This window comes from Lacticaseibacillus mingshuiensis, assembly GCF_016861785.1.
Lineage (GTDB): Bacteria > Bacillota > Bacilli > Lactobacillales > Lactobacillaceae > Lacticaseibacillus > Lacticaseibacillus mingshuiensis.
This window is the reverse complement of record NZ_BOLS01000005.1, coordinates 105,062-124,757: the sequence shown is the minus strand read 5'-3', so window position 1 is coordinate 124,757 and position 19,696 is coordinate 105,062. Positions and strand designations below refer to the sequence as shown.

The window sequence follows — 19,696 nt, the reverse complement described above, 5'->3', positions numbered from 1 at the left end:
ACATGCGGCCCATACTTCTCGAAGCAATTGCCATATGCACATTATTAGGTGGCTGCTCAGTAGCGTCTCATTCTCCTTCCAGTACCTCCTCTTTGGCCGCGCATCAAACGACTGTACCAAAATCGGCCAAACTCTATCAGGAGCCATCCTTACAGATCAAATATGGTGCACACATTGTTCAGGCAGGGGCAACATTGACACGACAATCTGGATCAGAGCTGAGCATTATCATTAGCGATTTTCCAAAAAGCTACACTGGACAGATTCTCTTAGATGGCGTCGACATTGGCATTGCTGGACCCGACACCACAACGATCACGCTTGCAGACGACCCTTCAGACTCAACTGCTCGCCTAGCGCGCCCAGGCCTAACAGGGTCACACTTAATATCTATCCAGAAAAAAGCGGCCACGCAGTCGCTACACTCTATTACACCTTTTCGACTAGTAAGTAATCGATGCTTTGTAGCATACCCTCCGCCGTCACGTGTCCTAATAATCCAGGTCAACAGTCCAAATAGAGTTAATCAATTGCGATACGCCCATCTAATGGCATTGAACTTCGACCTGCATGCCATCCGCGCTTTCCCTCCCCGCCTCGGTCAGGTAAACTGAGCGTGGAGGTGATCACATGGAGATCACGGTCAATCACATTCGCATCAACTATGAAAAGCACGGAAGCGGCGCCCCCCTGTTACTGCTTCACGGCAACGGGGAAGACTTGCACCTTTTCGACGACCTGACGCCACTTTTGGCAAAGACGCACACCGTTTATGCCTTAGACAGCCGAGACCATGGCCAAAGCGAGCGCGGCGTCGCGCTGACTTATGAACTGATGGCAGAGGACGTGCGTGCCTTTTTGCGTGAGCTAAATTTGATGAAGGTGACGCTGATCGGGTTCTCAGACGGCGCGATCACCGCGATGCTGGTCGCCAGTGCCTCGCCAAGGCGGATTCATAAATTGGTGCTGGCCGGGGGTAATCTCACTCCACGCGGCGTGCGGTGGGCAGCACGAGCCGGGGTGCGACTCGCCTATCTCAAGCACCGCGATCCGCTCTTGGGCCTGATGCTGCACGGCCCGCACATCAGTCAAAAACAGTTGCGGGCGATCACGGCCCAGACGCTTGTGTTGACCGGGGCGAAGGATGTCATCACTCGCAAAGAGAGTATCGCGATCGCTAGCGGTATTCCGGGCAGTATTTTGCAGATCGTCCCAAATGCCGAGCACAGCGATTATGTCAAAGACGCCAGCCGGTTTTACCCGCTGATTCGCGCCTTCGTCAGTCCGACACCAGAGGCGTGATTCGTCGCTTGCCTGACATTGCCAATTGAAAATGAAGTCCAATCAAGCGCTGTGACAAAACGTCGCGCGCTTTTTTTGCGCGCAAAAAAACGCCAACCGGCAAAAATCGTCAGTTGGCGTCTCAAGACACACTAAAGAGGCCTCGAGAGGCCCCATTTTAAATTTTTCAGTTACGAACGTGCCGCTGTCTGCGCGGGGATGGGCGCCGCGCCCTATGTACCGTGTGTTCGTTACTCCACTGCACGCACACACGGTGATCCATCCGACCCATTTTGAACACCAGATGAAAATGGCATCCGTTGTTAACGCTTATACCCGAATCGCCAGACACGTGCCGGCGCGCTGGTGAGACAGGCCCCATGAGACTCAAGGGAAAGCTACGATCGTTCGGCAACCGGACTCGGCCGGCAGGACCACCGAAGGAATTGGACAGGGAATCAGTGGGTTAGCAAGGCCCACACCTGCAATCGAGTTAACGAGATCAGTATAGTCAGATGCTTACTTTTTGTCAACGGTTTCGATTTGCGTGGAATCACTGTTATATCGGCATTGTGAACGCTTACGAAAAACTTAATATTTAGTTCCCGCACACGACAAAAAGCCGAGCCCATTTGCAAGGCTCGACTGATCGATCAAATATATTCTTTGGCTAACGAGTCGGCGATCTTTAGAAAGGGATACTTGTCCGGCGCCTTGGTCGTGTTGGTCAAGAAGATCACGGCGTTTTGGCCGTCTCGACTGATGCGCATGAACCCGGTGAAGCCGTAGCCATAGCCTTGCGCGCGACGCTGGGTCGCCACCGACTGATAGAGGCCCCCGGCGTAACTGCTATTGGTGCCAGCTAACCGGGTGTACAGCGTCTTTTTCTCCGCCGGCGTCAAGATCGTGCCATCCTGCAACGCCTTTTCCGCGTGATACAATTCCATGCAGTTCATGTAGAGCTGCCCGGTGCCCAGCTCGAAATGGGCCTGCGTTGCGCTCGTGGTGTAGGCGGCACTGAAATCCGCGAGCGCGGCTTTCGGCGGCCAACGATATCCCAGGGCAGCCGTTTGTGGCAGCTGGTCATAGGCAAATGTCGCCGCGTTCAACTTGAGTGGATCAAGGATCACCTCATGCAAGTTTTGCGGATACTGTTTGCCGCTGACCTTCGCCAAGATGCCGCAGAGAATGTTGTAGTTCAGCCCGGCGTAGGAGAAGCGCCGGTGCTGCGCCGGATCAAATTGCACCGTGGACGCCATGGCCGCAACGGCTTGCTGGTCATTGACGTACGGCCGCGGCCCATACCCTTGGCCAGGGCGATACCCCGAGGTCATGGTCAACAATTCCTGAACGGTGACCTGGCTGGCCGCCGGAAACTGCGGGAAAAATTGGCTCAGTTTGGTGCTCATCGCGAGCTTACCAGCCGAGATCTGCTTCATGATCAAAGCAGCGGTCAGGCTTTTTTGAATCGAGTTGATCTCGTACAGCGTCCCCAAACTATTTTTCTGGCCGGTGCCGGCGTTTGCGGTGCCGCTTGCGTAACTGGCGACCAGTTTGCCGCCTCGCACAATGATCGCCGTTCCGTTGAAGTGAAGCGGAGCAAGGCGACCCTGCAAAACAGCTTGAATGGTTGGGTCCACCGTCGAGGGCGGCTCCGAATCGCTGCTAGAACTGGCCACGGTGGGTTCAGAGACGGTCCGCGTCATCGTGACGAGACTCGACTTCGCCTTTTGAGCCGTTGCGTTGGCTTGGTGGCGATGCCACACATAGACACCGCCCATCACGGCCAGCGCCACCATCGCCAAGGCGAGAATGGCCGCGATCACATGCGCTGGTCGTTTGGCGTGGGCGGACTGCTCACGCCGCTGTTTGCGTGTTTGCATGGACTCACTTCCAGCTTGTCGCGTTGGCCCACGCGGCGGAATAGTAATGGTGGTTGATGTGGTAAACTGGCTTTTCCTGTTTATCTTCCAGGAACGGCGCAACGGTCTCATCAACTTTCACCCAACCGCGCCAGCCGAGATGAATGGTGTCTTGCATGAAGTACTTTTCCTTGCCATCCTGGGTGAGGTCCTGAACGCGGTCAAAGCCTTGGCTGGTCAGCTGGTGCTTCACCTTGTTGGCGGCCGTTTTGATCATCGACTGCGACAGCCCAGTGTAGGTGGCCCACTTTTGGTTGATCGGCGGAATGACGAACTGAACGTCGACATGGTAGCGTGCAAATTGCTCCAATAGCAGCTCCAGATCGCCGTATTCCGGCGAGCGGCGATAATCGAAGCGAACCTGACTATCTTTCAGTCCATCGATCTTCCCGCCAGCGAGTCGGGTCGAATAGAAATGATTATCGATACCCAAGTCATTGTTCGACGTCGCCTTGGCTGCGATCTTGTCGGCCAGCGCGTTCAACTCCGGATAAGTCGCGGCGGCTGGCAACTGCTTTTCCGCCTTTTCGATCTTCGGCAAGTTATTGGCCTTGAACCCATAGCGGGAAAACAGGGCGTCCTCGTTGTTCAAGAGCCGCGCGCGCAGATCCAGCAGCGACATGGTGGCGCTGGAGATCGGTTGCCCGGCGGCGATGTCCTTTGTGGCGTCATAAAGCGTCGCGTTGTCGCGAATCACCGGCATTTTCAGCAAGCGATGCGCCGCATAGACATCGGCCGCACGTTTTGGCTCCGCCGAGCGCAGCCATTCGATGGTCTGCATCGGCGAAAAATAATAAGCGAAGGCGTCCGGCATCTGGCCCATTTTGGTGAACCACTGCAGGGATAAGATAACGACCGCCTTTTTCCCGGCCAACTGCTGAATCATCGTCTGATCGGCGATAAAATGCGTCAGCGACTGGGTCCCCGGCGCGCCAAGGAGCAGCGGGCGGTAATTGCGATCATATTTGGCCGCCAAAACAGAGGGATGAAACGCGTCCATCCGGGACAATTCACTTGAGCCGAAAAACGGCACATAACCGTCTTGGACCGCCTGATGCTTGATGCGCTGACCCGCAAGCACGTCTGGTGACAAGGAGACCGCGGCGCGTTCGATCGTGCCACGGTTCAGATTCCCCAGCGGAAGCGGCGCGACCAAGATCACCGCGACTAGCGCAAAGGCGACCGCGATCGGTCCGAAGATCTGCCAGAGCTTCTTTTTCATTGGGCGTCTGCCACCTTTTTGATGATCTTCGCAGCCGTATCCCACTGGCTGCGGTCAAACTCGGAAACAGGGACGGTCACGCCAAGCTGGTCCTGCAGTTCAAGCAACAACTGAACGGTGTCCATCGAATCCAGCAGGGCGTTGTCAAACAGGTTGTCATCCAAATTGTTGGCCAGGTCTTCGCCGGTCAGGTCCTGCAAAATGTTCAATACCGTTTCTTTGATGTTTTCAGCCATGATAATTTCTCCTTTTGATTGTTGATAGAATTTGATTGTGGGTGAAGCTAACGGCTCAGACTTAAACGCTCGGCTACGCACCCTCAGTTGGGCTTCGCGGGGCAGGGGTGAGACATCTAACTGGTTCCGTCACTCGGGGCTAAGGACGCCCCAAGCGCCGGGCCCAAGTTAGCTGCTCACCCCTAGGCGCCCCGCTACGCACCCTACCTTGATACGTGTGGGATCGGTGCAAACCAGAGTTGGTTTAGGAAGCCTGAGAAGATCAGGAATGAGAAGCAGACCACGTTGAAGGTGATGAAGATCGCCAAGGCTTGGGTCCACTTGTTGTGCGGCAGTGACTTGCGATGCTTTTTCTTAAAGCGCAGCCAGATGTCGTTGATGATAATCGCCGCGGCATGGAACAGCCCGTAGATGATGTAGTACCACGTGACGCCGTGCCAGAAGCCCATCACCAGGAAGTTGATCAAGTACGCCACCTGGGACACACGGATCCGATTTTTCACCAGCTTGTGCTTCATGATGAAAAACGTGACGCGCATGAAGATGAAATCGCGGAACCAAAACGACAGGGTCATGTGCCAACGCTGCCAAAAGTCCTTGATGTTACCAGCGATAAACGGCTTGTTGAAGTTCATCGGGGTGGCGATGCCCATCAGATAGGACACCCCAACGGCAAATAGCGAATACCCCGCGAAGTCGAAGAACAGATACATCGAGTACGTGTACATGTACTTGACCAGCTCCAGCGACAGGCCGGTGCCGAAGAATGCATCGCGCATCCCCATCGCCCCGCGCGCCACCTGGGGCAGTGCAACGGTGCCAAACAGATAGCCGAGAATATATTTATATAGAAAGCCGATGAAGATGTAATGGACGCCTTTGCCGACCATGTCGATATAAGCATCCCGGTCAGGAATTTTTTCATAATCCTGCTCGAACCGGCGAAAACGGTCGATCGGGCCGCTGGAGATCGTCGGGAAGAAAAGCAGGAAGCGAATGAACGCCCACAGCGAGAAGCTCTTTATCGTGCCGTCGCGCATCTCCATGATCATCTGGACGGATTTAAATGTCAGGTAGGAAATACCCAAGAACCCGATCAGCGACGGATGCGGTGAGAAGACCGGTGTCATTTTCACAACCACCAGCGGCATAATGCTGGCGATCACGGCGAGCACAAACACCCAGGTCTGATTTTGCCGGCTGCGATAGCGGTGATACCCCCACACCAGCGCGGCTTCAAACACCACATAACCGATCAACGCAACGCCTTGTTGCCACTTGTCGGCATCAAAGATCAGAAACAAGAGCAGAAACGAGACGATCGTTTCATAGATCTTGAACCGCCGGCCAAATGCGAGACCGATCATGAGCGGGACCAAGGCGATGAGCAGATAGACAAAATACATCGGGTTGGCGTATGGCTGCAAATTGATCATTGATCGTTGACCTCCGCGATCAAGGCCTTGATCGCGACCTTGTTATTTTGCGTCTGCGGCAGACTGTCGCGATAAATGAAGCGCTGCGGAATCATGTACGGCATCATCACGCCGCCCAGGTAGCTCTTGATGGCCTTAGTCAGCGCCAGGTTGCTCTCATAGTCATTGGCTTCCGGCACCACAAAGGCGAGGAGCTGGGCGACTTTATGATCCGCGTTATATTTTGGCACCGCGACCCCTTGCCGGATCATCGGCGCATCACTGAGAAAATGGTTGACCTCTTCCAGCTCGATGCGGAACCCATTGAGTTTGATCTGAAAATCGGTGCGGCCGAGATAGAAGATCATGCCGTCATCATCGATATACCCAAGGTCGCCGGTCGCATAGCTTTGCGTCCCATCGACGGCAGTGCTGAAAACCGCTGCCGTTTTTTCCGGTCGATTGATGTACCCCTTCGAGACACTTTCGCCGCTGATCACAAGCTCGCCGACTTGATGGCCGTCTTGTTCGCGCGCGTCCTTCAAGCTGACCGCGTCTTCTGGCTGCATGATCCCGATCGGCAGGCGGGCATGATCGGCCAGGACCTGCTGCGTGATCTGAACGGCGGAAACAGCGACGGTCGTTTCGGTCGGCCCATACGTGTTGTACAGCCGAATCTCTGGAAAACGCTCGAGCACCTTGGCCGCCGTGGCGTGGGTCAATTCCTCACCGCACAACAGGATCATCTCAAGGTCCGGATAATGCGCCGCGTCAAACGTCGGCTCCAGCAAGGCGATGTCCAAAAATGATGGGGTGGAGACCCACACCTGGAGGTCCAGCCGAGGCAGGGTCGCAAACAGTTGCATCAGATTGTCGGTGACGGATTTTGGCATCACCTCGATGCACCCACCAGCCGCCAAACCGACATAAAGATCCATCACGGACAGATCAAAGGAATACGGCGCCTGGCTCAGCATTTTCGGATGCATCGGCAAGTCGAAGGTGTGCATCCAGTTGACGAAGCTGACCAAGTTGCGATGGGAGATCTGAACCCCTTTTGGCTGACCGGTCGTGCCCGAGGTGAAAAGAATGTAGAAGTTCTCATCCCCTTGCACAGGCTGCAGATTGGCCGCTTGCTTGCCACTGGCGATCGCCGCCGTCACTTCAGCCGGCGTCATGACCGGCGTGTGCATCGCGATCGGCAGGTCCGCAAGCGCCAGCACGTAAACCGGCTGGGCGATCTCTTCGATCATCGCGAGCCGATCGTTAGGCGAATGGGTGTCAACGGGAATGTAAGCATGGCCACTTTTGACGGCGCCCAGCATGGCGGCAATCGTCGCAAAACTCTGATCACAGTAGATCATGATCGGACCAGCCGGAATATTTTTCTCAGCCAACGTGGCCGCCACACCGTCGGATGCCTGTTTTAATTCCCCATACGTGTTGATCTCGCCGAGCACGTTATAAGCAGGTCGGTCCGGATCGGCCTGGGCGATCGAGTCAATGGTGTCAATGATGTTTTTGATCATAATGGACCTCCTAGAATTCGTTGTAGATGAAATGGCTATTCGTCACGCCGCGATAACTGTATAAATAAACCAAGATCATAATGATGATCGCGTAAAGCAGCGTGCGGCCGATGAATTGAACGACCGGCTTATGCCACCAGGTCAAAAAACGCGCTGTCATTGCGTTTACCTCCTTGAGTTGCCATGCGGGCGATCCCGCACGGCTGCGCATCCTTCCTATCTAAATATTCCCCTCACGACGTACATGACTGGGCGCGGGCGGCCTCTTCTGTGGACGCCGCTCAACCATACGAGCAGTTGCGCGAGGTTCAATAGCAGCAGGCCAAGCACCAGCTGGCCCATCACCAGCGCGACGATGCCGAAAACAGCAAGGGTCAACGCGCCGATGCGCAACCAATGCCGCCATGGGACGGGCATCCCTGCAGTCGGCGTGGCCGGCCAGACGAGATACCGCTGGCGAAACCCGATCCAGTCGATCAGCTCAAGGGAAAAGCCCTCTTTGGTGGCCACTTTCAGCAAGGCGCTTCGGGCGGCCGCCGTCAGCAAGGCGTAATGGTACCAATGCACCGGCGGACTCAGACGCAGGGCGTGGTTCTGCCCCGGCATCGTCACGCCAACCACTTCCGCCCCCGCATCGAAATGGTTGGACAAAAGTTGCGGCAGTAGATCTTCATGCGGCTGATCCAGATCGGCGATCAAGTAAAGATCCGCCGTGATGTTGGCCAGCCCCGCCTGCACCGCGGCGTCAAAGCCAAAGTGGCGGGATAAACTGATGTAATGGATGTGTACTGGGTCTTTTGCGCGAAGCGTCTCAATGCTCGCCAAGACCTCGTTATTGGCGCCATCGTCGATCAACCAATAATCGACGACAAGCCCCGGCCAAAGCCGTGCGCTTTCATCTAGCGCCGCCCGAAAGCGGGTCACTGTTTCCGTGATGGCTGTCTGTTGCCAGCTTGGCATGATCAACGCCGCTGTCGGCATATCGATTCCCCCTCGCACAAAAAAACACCGTCGTCAGAATTTTTCATTCTGACTCAACGGTGTCTAGTGTAGGAAAATATAACGGAGGCTTCCCCTTATATTTTCTATATATTATCTGATTTTTTCTCAGAAAGCGGCTTCCCTGCCGGCAACGTCAGAGTGAACCGGCTGCCGCGGGGTTGATTATCCGAGACCGTCAACTGACCGTGATTAAGGGCGGTCATCCGGTTGGCGATTGCCAGGCCAAGCCCGGTGCCAGCCACTTCCTTCGAGCGGGCCGCGTCCACGCGGTAAAAGCGGTCAAAGATCCGTTTTTTCTCCGCTTCAGGAACGCCTTCGCCGGTATCCGTCACGGTGATGAACACGTGCTGGCCGGATTCCTGCAATAACACCTCGATCGTGCTGTCTTCCGGTGAATACTTGCGGGCATTCGAGATCAGCGCTGACACGATCTGCTCGACCGTGTCCGCATTGGCATACGCGATCACGCCTAGAGCTCCCTGGAAGGTCACGCGCTGGCCAGCAGGCGGCTGAGCGGCGACCAGCCCCTGCATCAAGCGGGTGACATCAAATAAGGCGAGGGCCAGTGTGGCGTGATCCATGCGCGACAGCTGAAGCAAGCTCTCGATCAGGTGCTGCATGCGCAGCGACTCAGTGTCGATCACTTCAAGGGACTGTGGCACCAGCTCCGGATGGGCCTCGCCGTGGCGCCTAATCAAAGACAAATGGCCCCTGATCGCCGTGAGCGGCGTGCGCAATTCATGGCTGGCATCCGACACGAATTGATGGTCGCGGATCACCTGGCGATTGAGCGAATTCAGCAGGCGGTTGAACTCGATGCTCAGCGCGTGCACTTCCACCGGGTTGTCCGGCACTGGCAACGTCTCGTGGTACGTGACATCCTTGGCGGAAACAATGCTGTTGGCCGCCTCGGTGAGCTGAACCAGCGGCTGGTTGAGACGCCGCGCGAGCAGCCCGATCAGCCAGATACCCAGCACCAACCCGATCAATGTGATACCCAAGATCGTGGTGACCAGCAGGCGCAGCAGATTGACCATCGGATTAAGCGACTGCCAGATCTGATAGTGGATAGTGACGGTGCCGCGCCGCTCAGTGGCTTCGCTGTGATAGTACAGCCCCTGGTCCGGTTCATATTGGACATGCGACGACAGTGGCCACTCATCCAGATCATTTTTCAAAAAATGCTGAGTGCCGCGGGAAAAATAGGTCTCCTCGCCGGCATCGTCCGTCATCGTGACTTTGACAAAGGCGCGGCGGGTATTGGCCGGCGTGCTGTTATGCCACTTCTGCCAATCCGGTTCGTTGGTCGAAGTCGCGCTTTTCAGCGTGCTCATCATCAAAATACTGTCATCGCGCTTGCTGCGAATCAGGTGATAGCCAACGAGGCCGATCGTCGCAAAGCTGGTGACCACCATGATCACGGCTAATAACCAAATATACGTCCAGGTCATGCGACTGGCGCTGGTGCGTTGGCGGTTGCGCTTGCGGCGCGGCTTGCGAGCCTGCGCAGTCGTCTCAGCCGCTTGTGTCTCTGGCGCCTGACTCATGCCTTGCCTCCGATCTCATAGCCCACCCCGCGCACCGTTTGAATGAGCGGCGGGAGGCTTGGGTGCTCGATCTTATTGCGCAGGTAGCGAATGTACACATCCACAATATTGACCTGACCGTCAAATTCCGGGCCCCAGACCTGATCTAGCAGTTCGTCGCGGGTCATGGGCTGGCCGGCGTGTTGCATCAGCGTCTGAAGCAGGTCGAATTCGCGCTGCGTCAGCTGGGTGGTCTCGCCATTGCGGGTCACCTGATGCGCCTTGGTGTCCAAAAGTGTGTCGCCGCAACTGAGCTGTTTTTTCGCCGGCGCATCGTGATGCCGCAGATTGACCCGAATGCGGGCGAGCAGCTCCTCGATCTCAAAGGGCTTGGTAATGTAATCGTCAGCCCCGTTATCCAGCCCCGCCACCTTGTCCCCCACGTAATCGCGGGCGGTCATCATGATGATCGGTACCTGGGACAATTTGCGAATGCGGCGCATGACTTCAAGGCCGTCCAGCCGGGGCAGCATCCAGTCCAGCAAAATGAGATCGATCTGCTCTGCCTGCGCCTGATAGGTCTCCCAAGCGGTCTGGCCATCTTGCGCCACCACCACCTGATACCCCTCAAAGCCAAGCTCCGAGCGCAAATAAGTCACCAAGCCATCCTCATCCTCGACCAAAAGTATCGTTTCGTTCATCAGCTGCCGCCTTTCTGGACCATCCGCCATGTTATGTGCACAGCGTACCACGCCAGCTGGCATCCTTGCGGTAACATTTTTGTCATCTTAGCGGGCGAAACCGGTTGCAAACTATAATAGAAGGAAAAATTTTGGGCAAACAAACAAGGCGCCAGGAGAGATGCCCTGCGCCTTGTTGGAACTGCGATTCACATGACTGACACGCCGCTATTTTGCCGCGCGATCGCCTGTCTTTTTGCCAAAATGCTTACGGAACCATTTCTTCACCTGGCCGCTCATCGTCTTTGCCCGGACCAATTTTTCCGAACCCAGATATTTGCGGGCCACGCGCAACGCCGGGATGGCATCTGAAACGACGAAGTTCATCGTCCGACCGTCATCGAGGTCGATGTAAATGCCGCGGATGTGTTTTTTGCCGACGACTTGAGCTCGAATCAGCGCCACATTTTCCCAGGGAATCTGAACGAAGCCCGCGCCGCTGTTGGCCCGGTATTCCATTCCCTTGTCGCCAAACGCCATCACGCCGGGCCGCGGAGAATTCGGGTTGAGCATCGCGTTGACCTTGATCGCGTATTCGACCTCGTGATTGAGTGATTCGACCATGCCTGTCGCCGCCTTTCTGAATACCCTATTTTAACAAAAAAGACGAGGCGTTGACCCCGTCTTTTGGCTTATCTTTAGGCACCGAGCACGCCGCTCCAGTAGCCCAGGATCCCCAGGCCAAACAGCGCGAAGATGATGATGATCGGGCTGACCTTTTTGCGTAAGAGCCAGACGCAGACCAGCGTCAAAAGAAGTGGCATCAAACCGTAGATCAACTGGTCAAACGTTGCCTGCAAGGTCGTGACCTTGTTGACGTCAACGTTGCTGCCGTTGCGGATCTGATCGATCACGTTCCGCCAATCCTCAGCCTTGTGTGCACCAGTTCCGTTGATCGCGGAGAAATCGACCAAACTCTTCTTGTCGTTGGCGATCGTACTGGTGATCATCGGGAACTTCATTGTGGTCCATCGTGGCACTAGGACGCCCATGATGAACATCCCTAAGATCGACGCGCCGGTGGTCAGTTTCTGCATGAAGCCGCCGGACAGGTCCTGCGTAATGTTTTCGCCTTGGCGGTAACCGAGTTCCTGGGTGTACCACAGGAAGGCCATCCGCATCACGTTCCACACAACGAAGAAGAAGATCGGGCCAAGCCAGCTGGACTTCAGTGCAAGGGAAGCCGCAAACGCCCCAATAACAGGACGCATGGTCCCCCAGAAGATCGGGTCGCCGACACCAGCTAGCGGGCCCATCATCCCAATTTTGACCCCTTGAATCGCTTTGTCGTCGATTGCGGCGCCATTTGCGCGTTTTTCCTCAAGGGACATTTCGACCCCAAGGACCGGTGAGGCCAAGTATGGGTGTGTGTTGAAGAATTCCAGGTGGCGCTTAAGGGCAGCCGCCCGGTCGTCTTCGGTCTTGTACAGTTTCTTCAGGGCCGGAATCATGGAATATGCCCAGCCAACGTTTTGCATCCGTTCGTAGTTCCAGGACGCTTGGAGAAACTGACTGCGCCACCAAACATGCAGGCGGTCCTTTTTGGTCAATTGAATTTGTTCATCAGCCATTGTCGATTCCTCCTTACTCGTAATCGTTCAAGATGTCGTCGAGTGGGTCGCCCCCGGCACCGCCGGCATTGCCACCACTGTTGCCACCGCCGCCATTGAATTTAGGCGACAGCTGCAGGTAAACAAGGGCCAGGCAGACGCCGATGATCCCCATCCCGATCAGCGAGATCTCGGAAACGGCGGACATTGCAAAACCGATGAAGAACCACGGCCACAAAGCAGGCGTGGCCATCATATTGATGACCATCGCATAACCAACTGCGACGATCATGCCACCGCCAGCCTGCAGCCCGAACTTGATCACTTCCGGAATCGCGTTCAGGACGCCTTGCACGGTCTCTGCCGGAATGGCGATGACCAGTGCTGCAGGAATGACGATACGCAGGCCCTGCAGCATCAGCGCCGTTAAATGATACGCTTCGACGCCGCGGAACGAGCCTTTTTTCGCCTGGTTGTCAGCGCCATGCGCCAACCCAACGGTGATGGAACGCACGAAAATGGTCAGAACCAGACCGGCAACAGCCAGTGGCATTGCCAAGGCAACAGCGGTATCCACGTCGCTGCCCTTCATGGTGACCAAGATTGCGGCCGCAACAGAGGCCAAGGCGGCATCCGGCGCAACCGCGGCGCCGACGTTCATCCAGCCAAGGGCAATCAGTTGCAGTTGGCCGCCGAGCAGCAGTCCTTCAACTGGGTGCCCGGTCACCAGCCCGATCAACGCACAGGCGATGATCGGCTGATGGAATTCGAACTCATCAAGAATGCCTTCCATCCCGGCAAAAAACGCAACGATGAGTACGAGAATAATGGTAATTGCAGACATTGTTCTCCTCCTAATATGTAGTGAGACAAGCAGCGAAGCAGCTGCGTCTGCGCGTCCCGCAAAATGGCCGCGAAAAGCTCTGCTTCAAAGCGCCACTTGTCTATTTCCTGATCAAACGCCCTTGAGACCCGACTTTTTCAGCAGATCATCCAAATTGGCTTTGCTATCCGTTGGGACCTTTTGCACGTTGAACTTGACCCCTTTTGATTCGAGGTGCTTGAAGGCATCAACGTCTTCCTGATTGACGGACAGCACGTTGTTGATCATCACTTTGCCTTCCGAATGGGCCATCGAGCCAACATTGACTTCTGGCAGTTCGACCCCGCCATCCACCACGCGCACAACGTCTTCCGGATTTTCAAAGAGTAGCAGTGCCTTGGTCGTGCCAAAGCGTGGGTCCTTGAAAATGTCGATCATTTTCTGAATCGGAATCACGTTGGCTTTGACACCAGGAGGCGCGGCCTCAGTGATCAAGGTCTTGCGCAGGTTGTCATGCGCAACGTTGTCAGACACGACGATGATGCGCGTCGGCTGCACGGATTTGGTCCAAGCCGTTGCGACCTGGCCATGAAGCAGACGGGAATCGATGCGGGCGAGCCCGATCTTGATCTTGCCATCGCCCAGCACCGTGCCTTCTGGCAATGCGCCAGCGGCCTGCGCCGGCGCGGCCGCTGCGGCAGGGGCTTCAGCTGCTTGTGGTTCCAGACTTTCCGGCTTGACTTTGACACCGTCACGCCCGGCTTCGACGATATGCGCCGCAATGTCCTGCGCCGAATCCATCGACAGCCGTGATCCATAGGCTTCGATCAGCATCGGCAAATTGAGCCCTGTGACCATTGCCCATTTGTCTTCGTGATCCGCCAAGATGAGATTGGCCTGGTTGAACGGTGAACCGCTCCACAGATCGATCAGGAACAGCACTTGTTCCTGGTCGGAGAGTTTGGCGATCGCGTCTTCCAGGTGTTGGTGCAGATCGTCCGGACCTTCATTGGGCATGAAGGTCACGACTTCGACGTCTTCTTGCTCGCCGAAAATCATCTGCCCGGATTGTTTGATGCCAGCCGCGAATTCGCCGTGACTGGCAAGAATGATACCGACCATAATGTCGCCTCCTAGTAAAAGATAAGATGGACCAGCCCATGGCAAAATAGGCGCCCATCAGCTCCAGAAAACAGTCTAAACATTGCTTTCATTGAATGCAATCAAAACGACTCGAAAAATAAGGCGTTTTCATGAAAGGGTTGTGTTAGTAACATTCTCGTGCCAACTTTTTTTCGCGGAACCGCTGCCATTTTTGGCCCCGGTGACCCCCATGAGACGCCGGACTTAGGGCACAGCCCAATATTGGCGAAACATTTCAGAAACCGAAACCGGTTGCACGAAGTAAGTTCAATTATTTACAAACTATATTTATGTATTCTGAATGACAATTTCTGAAAGCGCTCATTTTTCGCTGCAAGCCAATCACGGGCGGTGCAGATCTGCACTCTGCGCGCCAATTGCGGCAAAAGAGGCGCATCATCAATAGGACGCATGATGAAGGAGGCCCCAAAATGGCGATCGGCGATCAGATTCGCAACATCCGACTCGAGCATCATTTATCGCAGCAGGCCCTTGCCGACCAGCTGCATATTTCCCGTCAATCCGTGTCCAAGTGGGAAACGGGTAGCGCCCAGCCCAGTTTTGACAATATCGTCAGTATCAGTGATCAGTTCGGGGTCAGCCTGGATGACTTGTTGCGGGCGGACTTAATGCTGCTTGCGGCCCTGCGCCAGCAGGACCAGCAAAAAGAACGACGTGTCTTTTGGCTCGGGCTACCCCTGGCCACCCTGCTGCTCACCTTGCCGCTGGTCCTGACGCACACCGCAGGCACCAGCTGGCTGCCGGACCTGCTGGGGCTTGCCGGCGCGACCCTTTTTCTGTGGGCAATGGGCCGCGTGCAGCGCCAGCCGCTCTGGGCTCAGCTGCCCCGCGGACTGAAATGGTCATTATGGCTGGCCCTCGCGTTCTGTTGGCTCCCGATCTTGATCAACGGCTTGGGCGGCTTCTTGGTCGGCCTGGGAAGCCACTAGCGGCGCGCCACCCGCGCCTGCCGGTTGCGGCGGCGATGCAACCAAGTGGTGCTCGTTTGGCGGGGCCAGCCAGGTTAGGCTTTGAGGTGGGGCTCATCCCCGACTCAAAAACTAAGGTGGTCCTGACCATGACAGATCTTGCTTTATTACCCAAGCACCTCGAGATAAAATCGCTCGCAGTCCTCGGCATTAGTTTGGTTTCGTTGATCTTATTTGCCTTCATGTTCCGCCACGGACCGTTAGACGAGAACGCCCGCGTTGCCCTGGTCCAATTGATCGTTGGCCTGGTCATGGTGGGCCTGTCTGTGAGCTGGTTGCGGTTGCCACTGTTTGAAAAACCAGAGCACCTCGTCCCTGCCCTCGGCGCGGCCGCCCTCATAATCACCCTGAATTGTCTGGACCTCGGCCGTTTTCCTGGCTGGTCTTGGTCTCGGCTCGGTGAGGCCCTGCTGTTAGGCTTGGCCGCAGGGGTGATGGAAGAGATTCTTTGCCGTGGCCCCCTACTCTTTATTTTGGCCAAACACGCCCCGAGCGCCGTTTCTAATACCTGGTTTGCGGCAGTGGTCTCAGCGATCATATTCGGGCTGTTGCATCTGCTGAATGCTGGGGGCGCGCAGAGTCTCTGGCAAACAGGGCTGCAGGTCATCTATACCATGACATTTGGCCTCGCGATGGCCGCGCTATTTCTGACGACGCATAACCTGCTGGTGCCGATTCTAGCGCACACCCTTTTCGACACGATCACTTATTATTTTGACCTCAATGGTACATCCAGCATGGGTGGCAGTTGGTGGGGTTGGCTGAGCTTTGCGGCGCTGACTGGTGGCTGTCTCGTGATCGGGCTTGCGCTAATGGGGACGCTGCCGCGTTCGCCTCGTATTTCCCGGGCAATAAATGTGCCGACGACCCAGGTCGCAGCAAAGCCGGCTGCGGCTGCCGCTCCGAGCGACTCAAGCGACGCGTCGCTGCCTGCAAAGAAGCGAAACCTATAGGCGTCCTTTCATCTCTCACCAAAAATTCATCTTTTCGCCACTTTTTTGGCTAGGAGGGGTTGACAAGGTCGGCCGAGTCCTTTAGTGTGGGCTTCAGACATTCGAATAACACCAAGAAATAGAGGTCGCGGGGCCTGACGAACACTGAGGAGTGCCTGAGCACGTTGAATCAGCCGTAAGCATCCACCGCCGAAATCTTGCGTTCTCTCAGAGGAACACAAGGTTGGGCCAAGCGACAATATCGCTTGGACTGTCGCAGCAATGCGGAGCGCTATGATTCTTGTCTAACGACAGAAGCAGCAGGGGCTGACCTTTTATTTATCTAGAGGTCAGCCCCTTTAAGTTTGCTCTATTTCCCCCGGCGGTTTGGTTTGTCACCACACGAAGGGAGAGTTTTTACATGAAGAACAGGATTTGGCGACGCGCGCTGGGCTTAGCGGCCGGGCTTGCGGCAGCACTTGCGCTGGCGGCGGGCAGTTTGGCCCCGCAATCGACGCAAGCGGCAGATGATGGGACATTCAAGGTCGGCATGGAAGCCGGCTACGCACCGTTCAACTGGACGCAAAGCACCAGTGCAAACGGGGCGGTCAAGATCGAAGGCTCGTCTGAATGGGCGAACGGCTACGATGTTCAGATGGCGAAAAAGGTCGCCAAGGCGCTGGGCAAAAAGGTCGTCGTTGTGAAGACTTCTTGGGATGGCCTGCAGCCAGCCTTGACCTCGGGCAAAATCGACGCGATCATCGCCGGCATGTCCCCGACTGCGGAACGGCGCAAGGCGATCGATTTTTCCAGCACCTATTACGCCAGCAAGTTGACGGTCGTGGTCCGGCGCGATAGCAAGTATGCTAAGGCCACCAGCATCAAAGATTTCAAAGGCGCCAAGATCACAGCCCAGCTGAATACCTTCCATTATGAGGCGATCGATCAGCTCAAAGGCGCGATCAAGGAACCGGCGATGAACGATTTTCCGGCGATGCGTGTCGCCCTTGAATCCGGCACCATCGATGGTTATGTCTCCGAAGTTCCAGAAGGCATCACCGCCGAAGACGCCAACCCGGACCTCACCTACCTGCGCTTCGACAAGGCCAACGGATTCAAGACCAATCCTGAAGACGTCGACCTGGCGATCGGCCTGCGGAAAAACGATCCTGATAAGGCCAGGATCAATGCGGAACTCGCCAAGATCCCACAAAAGACGCGTGACCGCCTGATGAACGAGGCGGTCGCAAACCAGCCATCTAGCGGCAGCACCGGCAACTGGTTGGTCGCCTTGCTCAAGCAATACGGTCCGATGTTGCTCCGCGGCACTGGCATGACCCTGCTGATCTCCTTGATCGGGACCGTTGTTGGCTTCCTGATCGGCTTGCTGGTCGGCATCGCCCGCACCACCCCAGTCCCAAAGAGCAAGGGCAAGCGCGGCCTGCGTGCGATCGGCAACTGGCTGCTCGCCGTTTATATTGAAGTCTTCCGTGGCACCCCAATGATCGTCCAGGCCGCTGTGCTGTACTATGGCGCCGCCCAGGCTTTCCACTTGAACATGGATCGGACGGCCGCCGCGTTGCTGATCGTCTCGATCAACACCGGTGCTTACATTTCCGAGATCATTCGTGGGGGCATCACCTCGGTCGACCCTGGCCAGTTCGAAGCCGCCCACGCACTGGGCATGACCCATCTGCAGACCATGATCAAGGTCATCTTGCCGCAAGCGATTCGCAACAGTTTGCCGGCTGTCACCAACGAATTTATCGTCAACATCAAGGATACATCCGTTCTTTCCGTCATCTCCGTTTCCGAATTGTTCTTCTCCGCGGAGACTGTCGCTGGGCAAAACTTCCAGTTCTTCCACACCTACCTGGTGGTCTCGGCCATTTACCTCATCTTGACCTTCACCATCAGCCGCCTGTTCCGAATTGTTGAAAAACACATGGACGGGCCAAAGAACTACAACGTCATGACTAATCAGATGCAAGTCGAGACCCCAAAGATCGGCTAGAAAGGAGCACAACATGACTGATTCAAACGAAACGATTCTCGAGGTCAAGGACCTCAAAAAAACTTTTGGCGACCATGAAGTGCTCAAGGATATCAGTTTTTCCGTTAATCGCGGCGAAGTGATCTCCGTGATCGGGAAATCCGGCTCTGGCAAGTCGACGCTTTTGCGCAACATCAATCTGCTTGAGGAACCGACCGATGGCGACATCCTATTCCACGGCCAAAGCATTTTAGCTGACAATTTTGACCTGCGCCAATACCGTGCCCATGTTGGCATGGTGTTCCAGAGCTTCAACCTGTTTCACAACCTGACCGTCCTCGACAATGTCGTCGTCCCTCAGGAAACAGTGTTGAAGCGCGACGCCGCCGAAGCCAAGGCCCATGCGCTGGACCTGCTCAAGCAAGTCGGCATGGAGCCGTTCATCAACGCGAAGCCGGGCCAACTTTCCGGTGGTCAGCAGCAGCGTGTGGCGATTGCCCGCGCCGAAGCGATGGATCCAGAAGTCTTGCTGTTCGATGAGCCAACCTCTGCGCTAGATCCGGAAATGGTCGATGATGTCCTCAACGCGATGACCGCCTTGGCCCACACTGGCCTGACGATGATCGTTGTCACTCACGAAATGGCGTTCGCCCAAGATGTGTCGGACCGCGTGTTCTTCATGGATGAAGGCGTGATCGCCGAAAGCGGCACCGCGGAACAGATCTTCGAGCATCCGCAAGAAGCGCGCACACAGGAATTCCTGCGGCGTTACCTGACCCGCGCCTGATCTTTGCAACAACCCCCTAATATGAACGGCGACACCGAGCGCAACAGTAGCGCGTCGGTGCCGCCGTTTTTTTGAAGGGTGCGCAGCGCGGCGTTCAGGTCTGAGCAGCTAACAGGGTCTGGTGCTTGGGGCCGTTCTTAGCCCCGAGTGCCGGACCCAGTTAGATGCCTCAGACCTGCCGCGCGGAACCCGACTAGGAAAAGGGTGCGCAGCCGAGCGTTTAGGGGTGGGCAGGTAGTTCGGCCTGGACGATTGATGGCGCACTTGGCCATCGAGCGGCCGGGACGACTACATGTTCCACCCCTGCTCGGCGGAGCCCAACTAGGGTGCGCAGGTCCGCGGGATGGTCGGGCGGCTAACTTGGCTCGGGTGCTTGATGGCGCCCTTCGCCATCGAGTGCACGAGACAGTTAGACGTCCCGACCATGCGGACCGGAGCCTTACTAGGAAAAGGGTGCGCAGCGCGGCGTTCAGGGGTGGGCAGGTAGTTCGGCCTGGACGATTGATGTGTTCCATCCCCATCAGACGAAAAAAAGCGCCGCCCACCTGTCATTGACAAGTGCGCGGCGCTTTCACATTTGGGGGGAGTCACAGCGTTTTTGCCTGC

General features: G+C 56.1%; 18 protein-coding genes and 1 riboswitch. Of the genes, 5 read left to right on the top strand and 13 right to left on the bottom strand.

The window, feature by feature from the left end:
• Positions 1-630 precede the first annotated feature (630 nt).
• Positions 631-1,302, top strand: coding sequence for an alpha/beta fold hydrolase (locus JUE67_RS04600; protein ID WP_203628400.1), 672 nt, complete (start codon positions 631-633; stop codon positions 1,300-1,302).
• A 632-nt stretch (positions 1,303-1,934) separates the two neighbouring features.
• Here the strand turns inward: JUE67_RS04600 and JUE67_RS04595 are convergent.
• The 13 genes from JUE67_RS04595 to JUE67_RS04535 all read right to left on the bottom strand — a co-directional run bounded on the left by JUE67_RS04595 (position 1,935) and on the right by JUE67_RS04535 (position 14,368).
• On the bottom strand, positions 1,935-3,164 hold the full coding sequence (locus tag JUE67_RS04595) for a serine hydrolase domain-containing protein (protein WP_203626730.1): 1,230 nt from the start codon (positions 3,162-3,164) through the stop codon (positions 1,935-1,937).
• Positions 3,165-3,168: 4 nt separating this feature from the next.
• Entirely contained in the window at positions 3,169-4,425 is a 1,257-nt protein-coding gene (gene dltD / locus JUE67_RS04590; protein ID WP_203636988.1) for a D-alanyl-lipoteichoic acid biosynthesis protein DltD, read from the bottom strand.
• A complete protein-coding gene (gene dltC / locus JUE67_RS04585) occupies positions 4,422-4,661 on the bottom strand; it encodes a D-alanine--poly(phosphoribitol) ligase subunit DltC (RefSeq protein ID WP_125696323.1) in 240 nt (79 codons plus the stop codon). The genes dltD and dltC overlap by 4 nt, the downstream gene beginning before the upstream one ends.
• Positions 4,662-4,864: 203 nt before the next feature.
• Positions 4,865-6,097, bottom strand: coding sequence for a D-alanyl-lipoteichoic acid biosynthesis protein DltB (gene dltB / locus JUE67_RS04580; protein ID WP_203626732.1), 1,233 nt, complete (start codon positions 6,095-6,097; stop codon positions 4,865-4,867).
• Positions 6,094-7,605, bottom strand: coding sequence for a D-alanine--poly(phosphoribitol) ligase subunit DltA (gene dltA, locus JUE67_RS04575; protein ID WP_203626733.1), 1,512 nt, complete (start codon positions 7,603-7,605; stop codon positions 6,094-6,096). The genes dltB and dltA overlap by 4 nt, the downstream gene beginning before the upstream one ends.
• A 10-nt stretch (positions 7,606-7,615) precedes the next feature.
• The gene (locus JUE67_RS04570; protein ID WP_203626734.1) at positions 7,616-7,765 is read right to left on the bottom strand and encodes a teichoic acid D-Ala incorporation-associated protein DltX; all 150 of its coding nucleotides are present in this window, start codon (positions 7,763-7,765) and stop codon (positions 7,616-7,618) included.
• Between the two features lie 56 nt (positions 7,766-7,821).
• A complete protein-coding gene (locus tag JUE67_RS04565; protein WP_203626735.1) occupies positions 7,822-8,586 on the bottom strand; it encodes a glycosyltransferase in 765 nt (254 codons plus the stop codon).
• A gap of 104 nt (positions 8,587-8,690) precedes the next feature.
• Positions 8,691-10,154: a sensor histidine kinase gene (locus JUE67_RS04560; RefSeq protein WP_203626736.1), complete on the bottom strand. Its 1,464-nt coding sequence runs from the start codon at positions 10,152-10,154 to the stop codon at positions 8,691-8,693.
• Positions 10,151-10,834, bottom strand: coding sequence for a response regulator transcription factor (locus JUE67_RS04555; protein WP_203626737.1), 684 nt, complete (start codon positions 10,832-10,834; stop codon positions 10,151-10,153). The genes JUE67_RS04560 and JUE67_RS04555 overlap by 4 nt, the downstream gene beginning before the upstream one ends.
• Positions 10,835-11,041: 207 nt before the next feature.
• Positions 11,042-11,437, bottom strand: coding sequence for a DUF956 family protein (locus JUE67_RS04550; RefSeq protein ID WP_125696330.1), 396 nt, complete (start codon positions 11,435-11,437; stop codon positions 11,042-11,044).
• A 74-nt stretch (positions 11,438-11,511) separates the two neighbouring features.
• Positions 11,512-12,444: a PTS system mannose/fructose/sorbose family transporter subunit IID gene (locus JUE67_RS04545; protein ID WP_125696331.1), complete on the bottom strand. Its 933-nt coding sequence runs from the start codon at positions 12,442-12,444 to the stop codon at positions 11,512-11,514.
• Positions 12,445-12,457: 13 nt separating this feature from the next.
• Positions 12,458-13,267, bottom strand: coding sequence for a PTS mannose/fructose/sorbose transporter subunit IIC (locus JUE67_RS04540; protein ID WP_125696332.1), 810 nt, complete (start codon positions 13,265-13,267; stop codon positions 12,458-12,460).
• Between the two features lie 111 nt (positions 13,268-13,378).
• Complete coding sequence (locus JUE67_RS04535; RefSeq protein ID WP_125696333.1) at positions 13,379-14,368, bottom strand: mannose/fructose/sorbose PTS transporter subunit IIA; 990 nt, start codon at positions 14,366-14,368, stop codon at positions 13,379-13,381.
• Positions 14,369-14,820: 452 nt separating this feature from the next.
• Here JUE67_RS04535 and JUE67_RS04530 point away from each other — a divergent pair, with 452 nt between their 5' ends.
• The 4 genes from JUE67_RS04530 to JUE67_RS04515 all read left to right on the top strand — a co-directional run bounded on the left by JUE67_RS04530 (position 14,821) and on the right by JUE67_RS04515 (position 19,090).
• A complete protein-coding gene (locus JUE67_RS04530) occupies positions 14,821-15,339 on the top strand; it encodes a helix-turn-helix domain-containing protein (RefSeq protein WP_203626738.1) in 519 nt (172 codons plus the stop codon).
• Between the two features lie 128 nt (positions 15,340-15,467).
• Complete coding sequence (locus JUE67_RS04525; RefSeq protein WP_203626739.1) at positions 15,468-16,331, top strand: CPBP family intramembrane glutamic endopeptidase; 864 nt, start codon at positions 15,468-15,470, stop codon at positions 16,329-16,331.
• A gap of 111 nt (positions 16,332-16,442) precedes the next feature.
• A riboswitch (Lysine riboswitch) is annotated at positions 16,443-16,613 on the top strand.
• Between the two features lie 118 nt (positions 16,614-16,731).
• Positions 16,732-18,324, top strand: coding sequence for an ABC transporter permease subunit (locus JUE67_RS04520; RefSeq protein WP_203626740.1), 1,593 nt, complete (start codon positions 16,732-16,734; stop codon positions 18,322-18,324).
• 13 nt (positions 18,325-18,337) lie between these two features.
• Positions 18,338-19,090, top strand: a complete 753-nt coding sequence (locus JUE67_RS04515) for an amino acid ABC transporter ATP-binding protein (RefSeq protein WP_203626741.1) — start codon at positions 18,338-18,340, stop codon at positions 19,088-19,090.
• The last annotated feature ends 606 nt before the right edge of the window (positions 19,091-19,696 follow it).

Excerpts from the sequence above, each read along its gene's own strand:
- JUE67_RS04600 (WP_203628400.1), top strand. The coding sequence starts at position 631 with ATGGAGATCACGGTCAATCACATTCGCATCAACTATGAAAAGCACGGA.
- JUE67_RS04595 (WP_203626730.1), bottom strand. The coding sequence starts at position 3,164 with ATGCAAACACGCAAACAGCGGCGTGAGCAGTCCGCCCACGCCAAACGA.
- dltD (WP_203636988.1), bottom strand. The coding sequence starts at position 4,425 with ATGAAAAAGAAGCTCTGGCAGATCTTCGGACCGATCGCGGTCGCCTTT.
- dltC (WP_125696323.1), bottom strand. The coding sequence starts at position 4,661 with ATGGCTGAAAACATCAAAGAAACGGTATTGAACATTTTGCAGGACCTG.
- dltB (WP_203626732.1), bottom strand. The coding sequence starts at position 6,097 with ATGATCAATTTGCAGCCATACGCCAACCCGATGTATTTTGTCTATCTG.
- dltA (WP_203626733.1), bottom strand. The coding sequence starts at position 7,605 with ATGATCAAAAACATCATTGACACCATTGACTCGATCGCCCAGGCCGAT.
- JUE67_RS04570 (WP_203626734.1), bottom strand. The coding sequence starts at position 7,765 with ATGACAGCGCGTTTTTTGACCTGGTGGCATAAGCCGGTCGTTCAATTC.
- JUE67_RS04565 (WP_203626735.1), bottom strand. The coding sequence starts at position 8,586 with ATGCCGACAGCGGCGTTGATCATGCCAAGCTGGCAACAGACAGCCATC.
- JUE67_RS04560 (WP_203626736.1), bottom strand. The coding sequence starts at position 10,154 with ATGAGTCAGGCGCCAGAGACACAAGCGGCTGAGACGACTGCGCAGGCT.
- JUE67_RS04555 (WP_203626737.1), bottom strand. The coding sequence starts at position 10,834 with ATGAACGAAACGATACTTTTGGTCGAGGATGAGGATGGCTTGGTGACT.
- JUE67_RS04550 (WP_125696330.1), bottom strand. The coding sequence starts at position 11,437 with ATGGTCGAATCACTCAATCACGAGGTCGAATACGCGATCAAGGTCAAC.
- JUE67_RS04545 (WP_125696331.1), bottom strand. The coding sequence starts at position 12,444 with ATGGCTGATGAACAAATTCAATTGACCAAAAAGGACCGCCTGCATGTT.
- JUE67_RS04540 (WP_125696332.1), bottom strand. The coding sequence starts at position 13,267 with ATGTCTGCAATTACCATTATTCTCGTACTCATCGTTGCGTTTTTTGCC.
- JUE67_RS04535 (WP_125696333.1), bottom strand. The coding sequence starts at position 14,368 with ATGGTCGGTATCATTCTTGCCAGTCACGGCGAATTCGCGGCTGGCATC.
- JUE67_RS04530 (WP_203626738.1), top strand. The coding sequence starts at position 14,821 with ATGGCGATCGGCGATCAGATTCGCAACATCCGACTCGAGCATCATTTA.
- JUE67_RS04525 (WP_203626739.1), top strand. The coding sequence starts at position 15,468 with ATGACAGATCTTGCTTTATTACCCAAGCACCTCGAGATAAAATCGCTC.
- JUE67_RS04520 (WP_203626740.1), top strand. The coding sequence starts at position 16,732 with ATGAAGAACAGGATTTGGCGACGCGCGCTGGGCTTAGCGGCCGGGCTT.
- JUE67_RS04515 (WP_203626741.1), top strand. The coding sequence starts at position 18,338 with ATGACTGATTCAAACGAAACGATTCTCGAGGTCAAGGACCTCAAAAAA.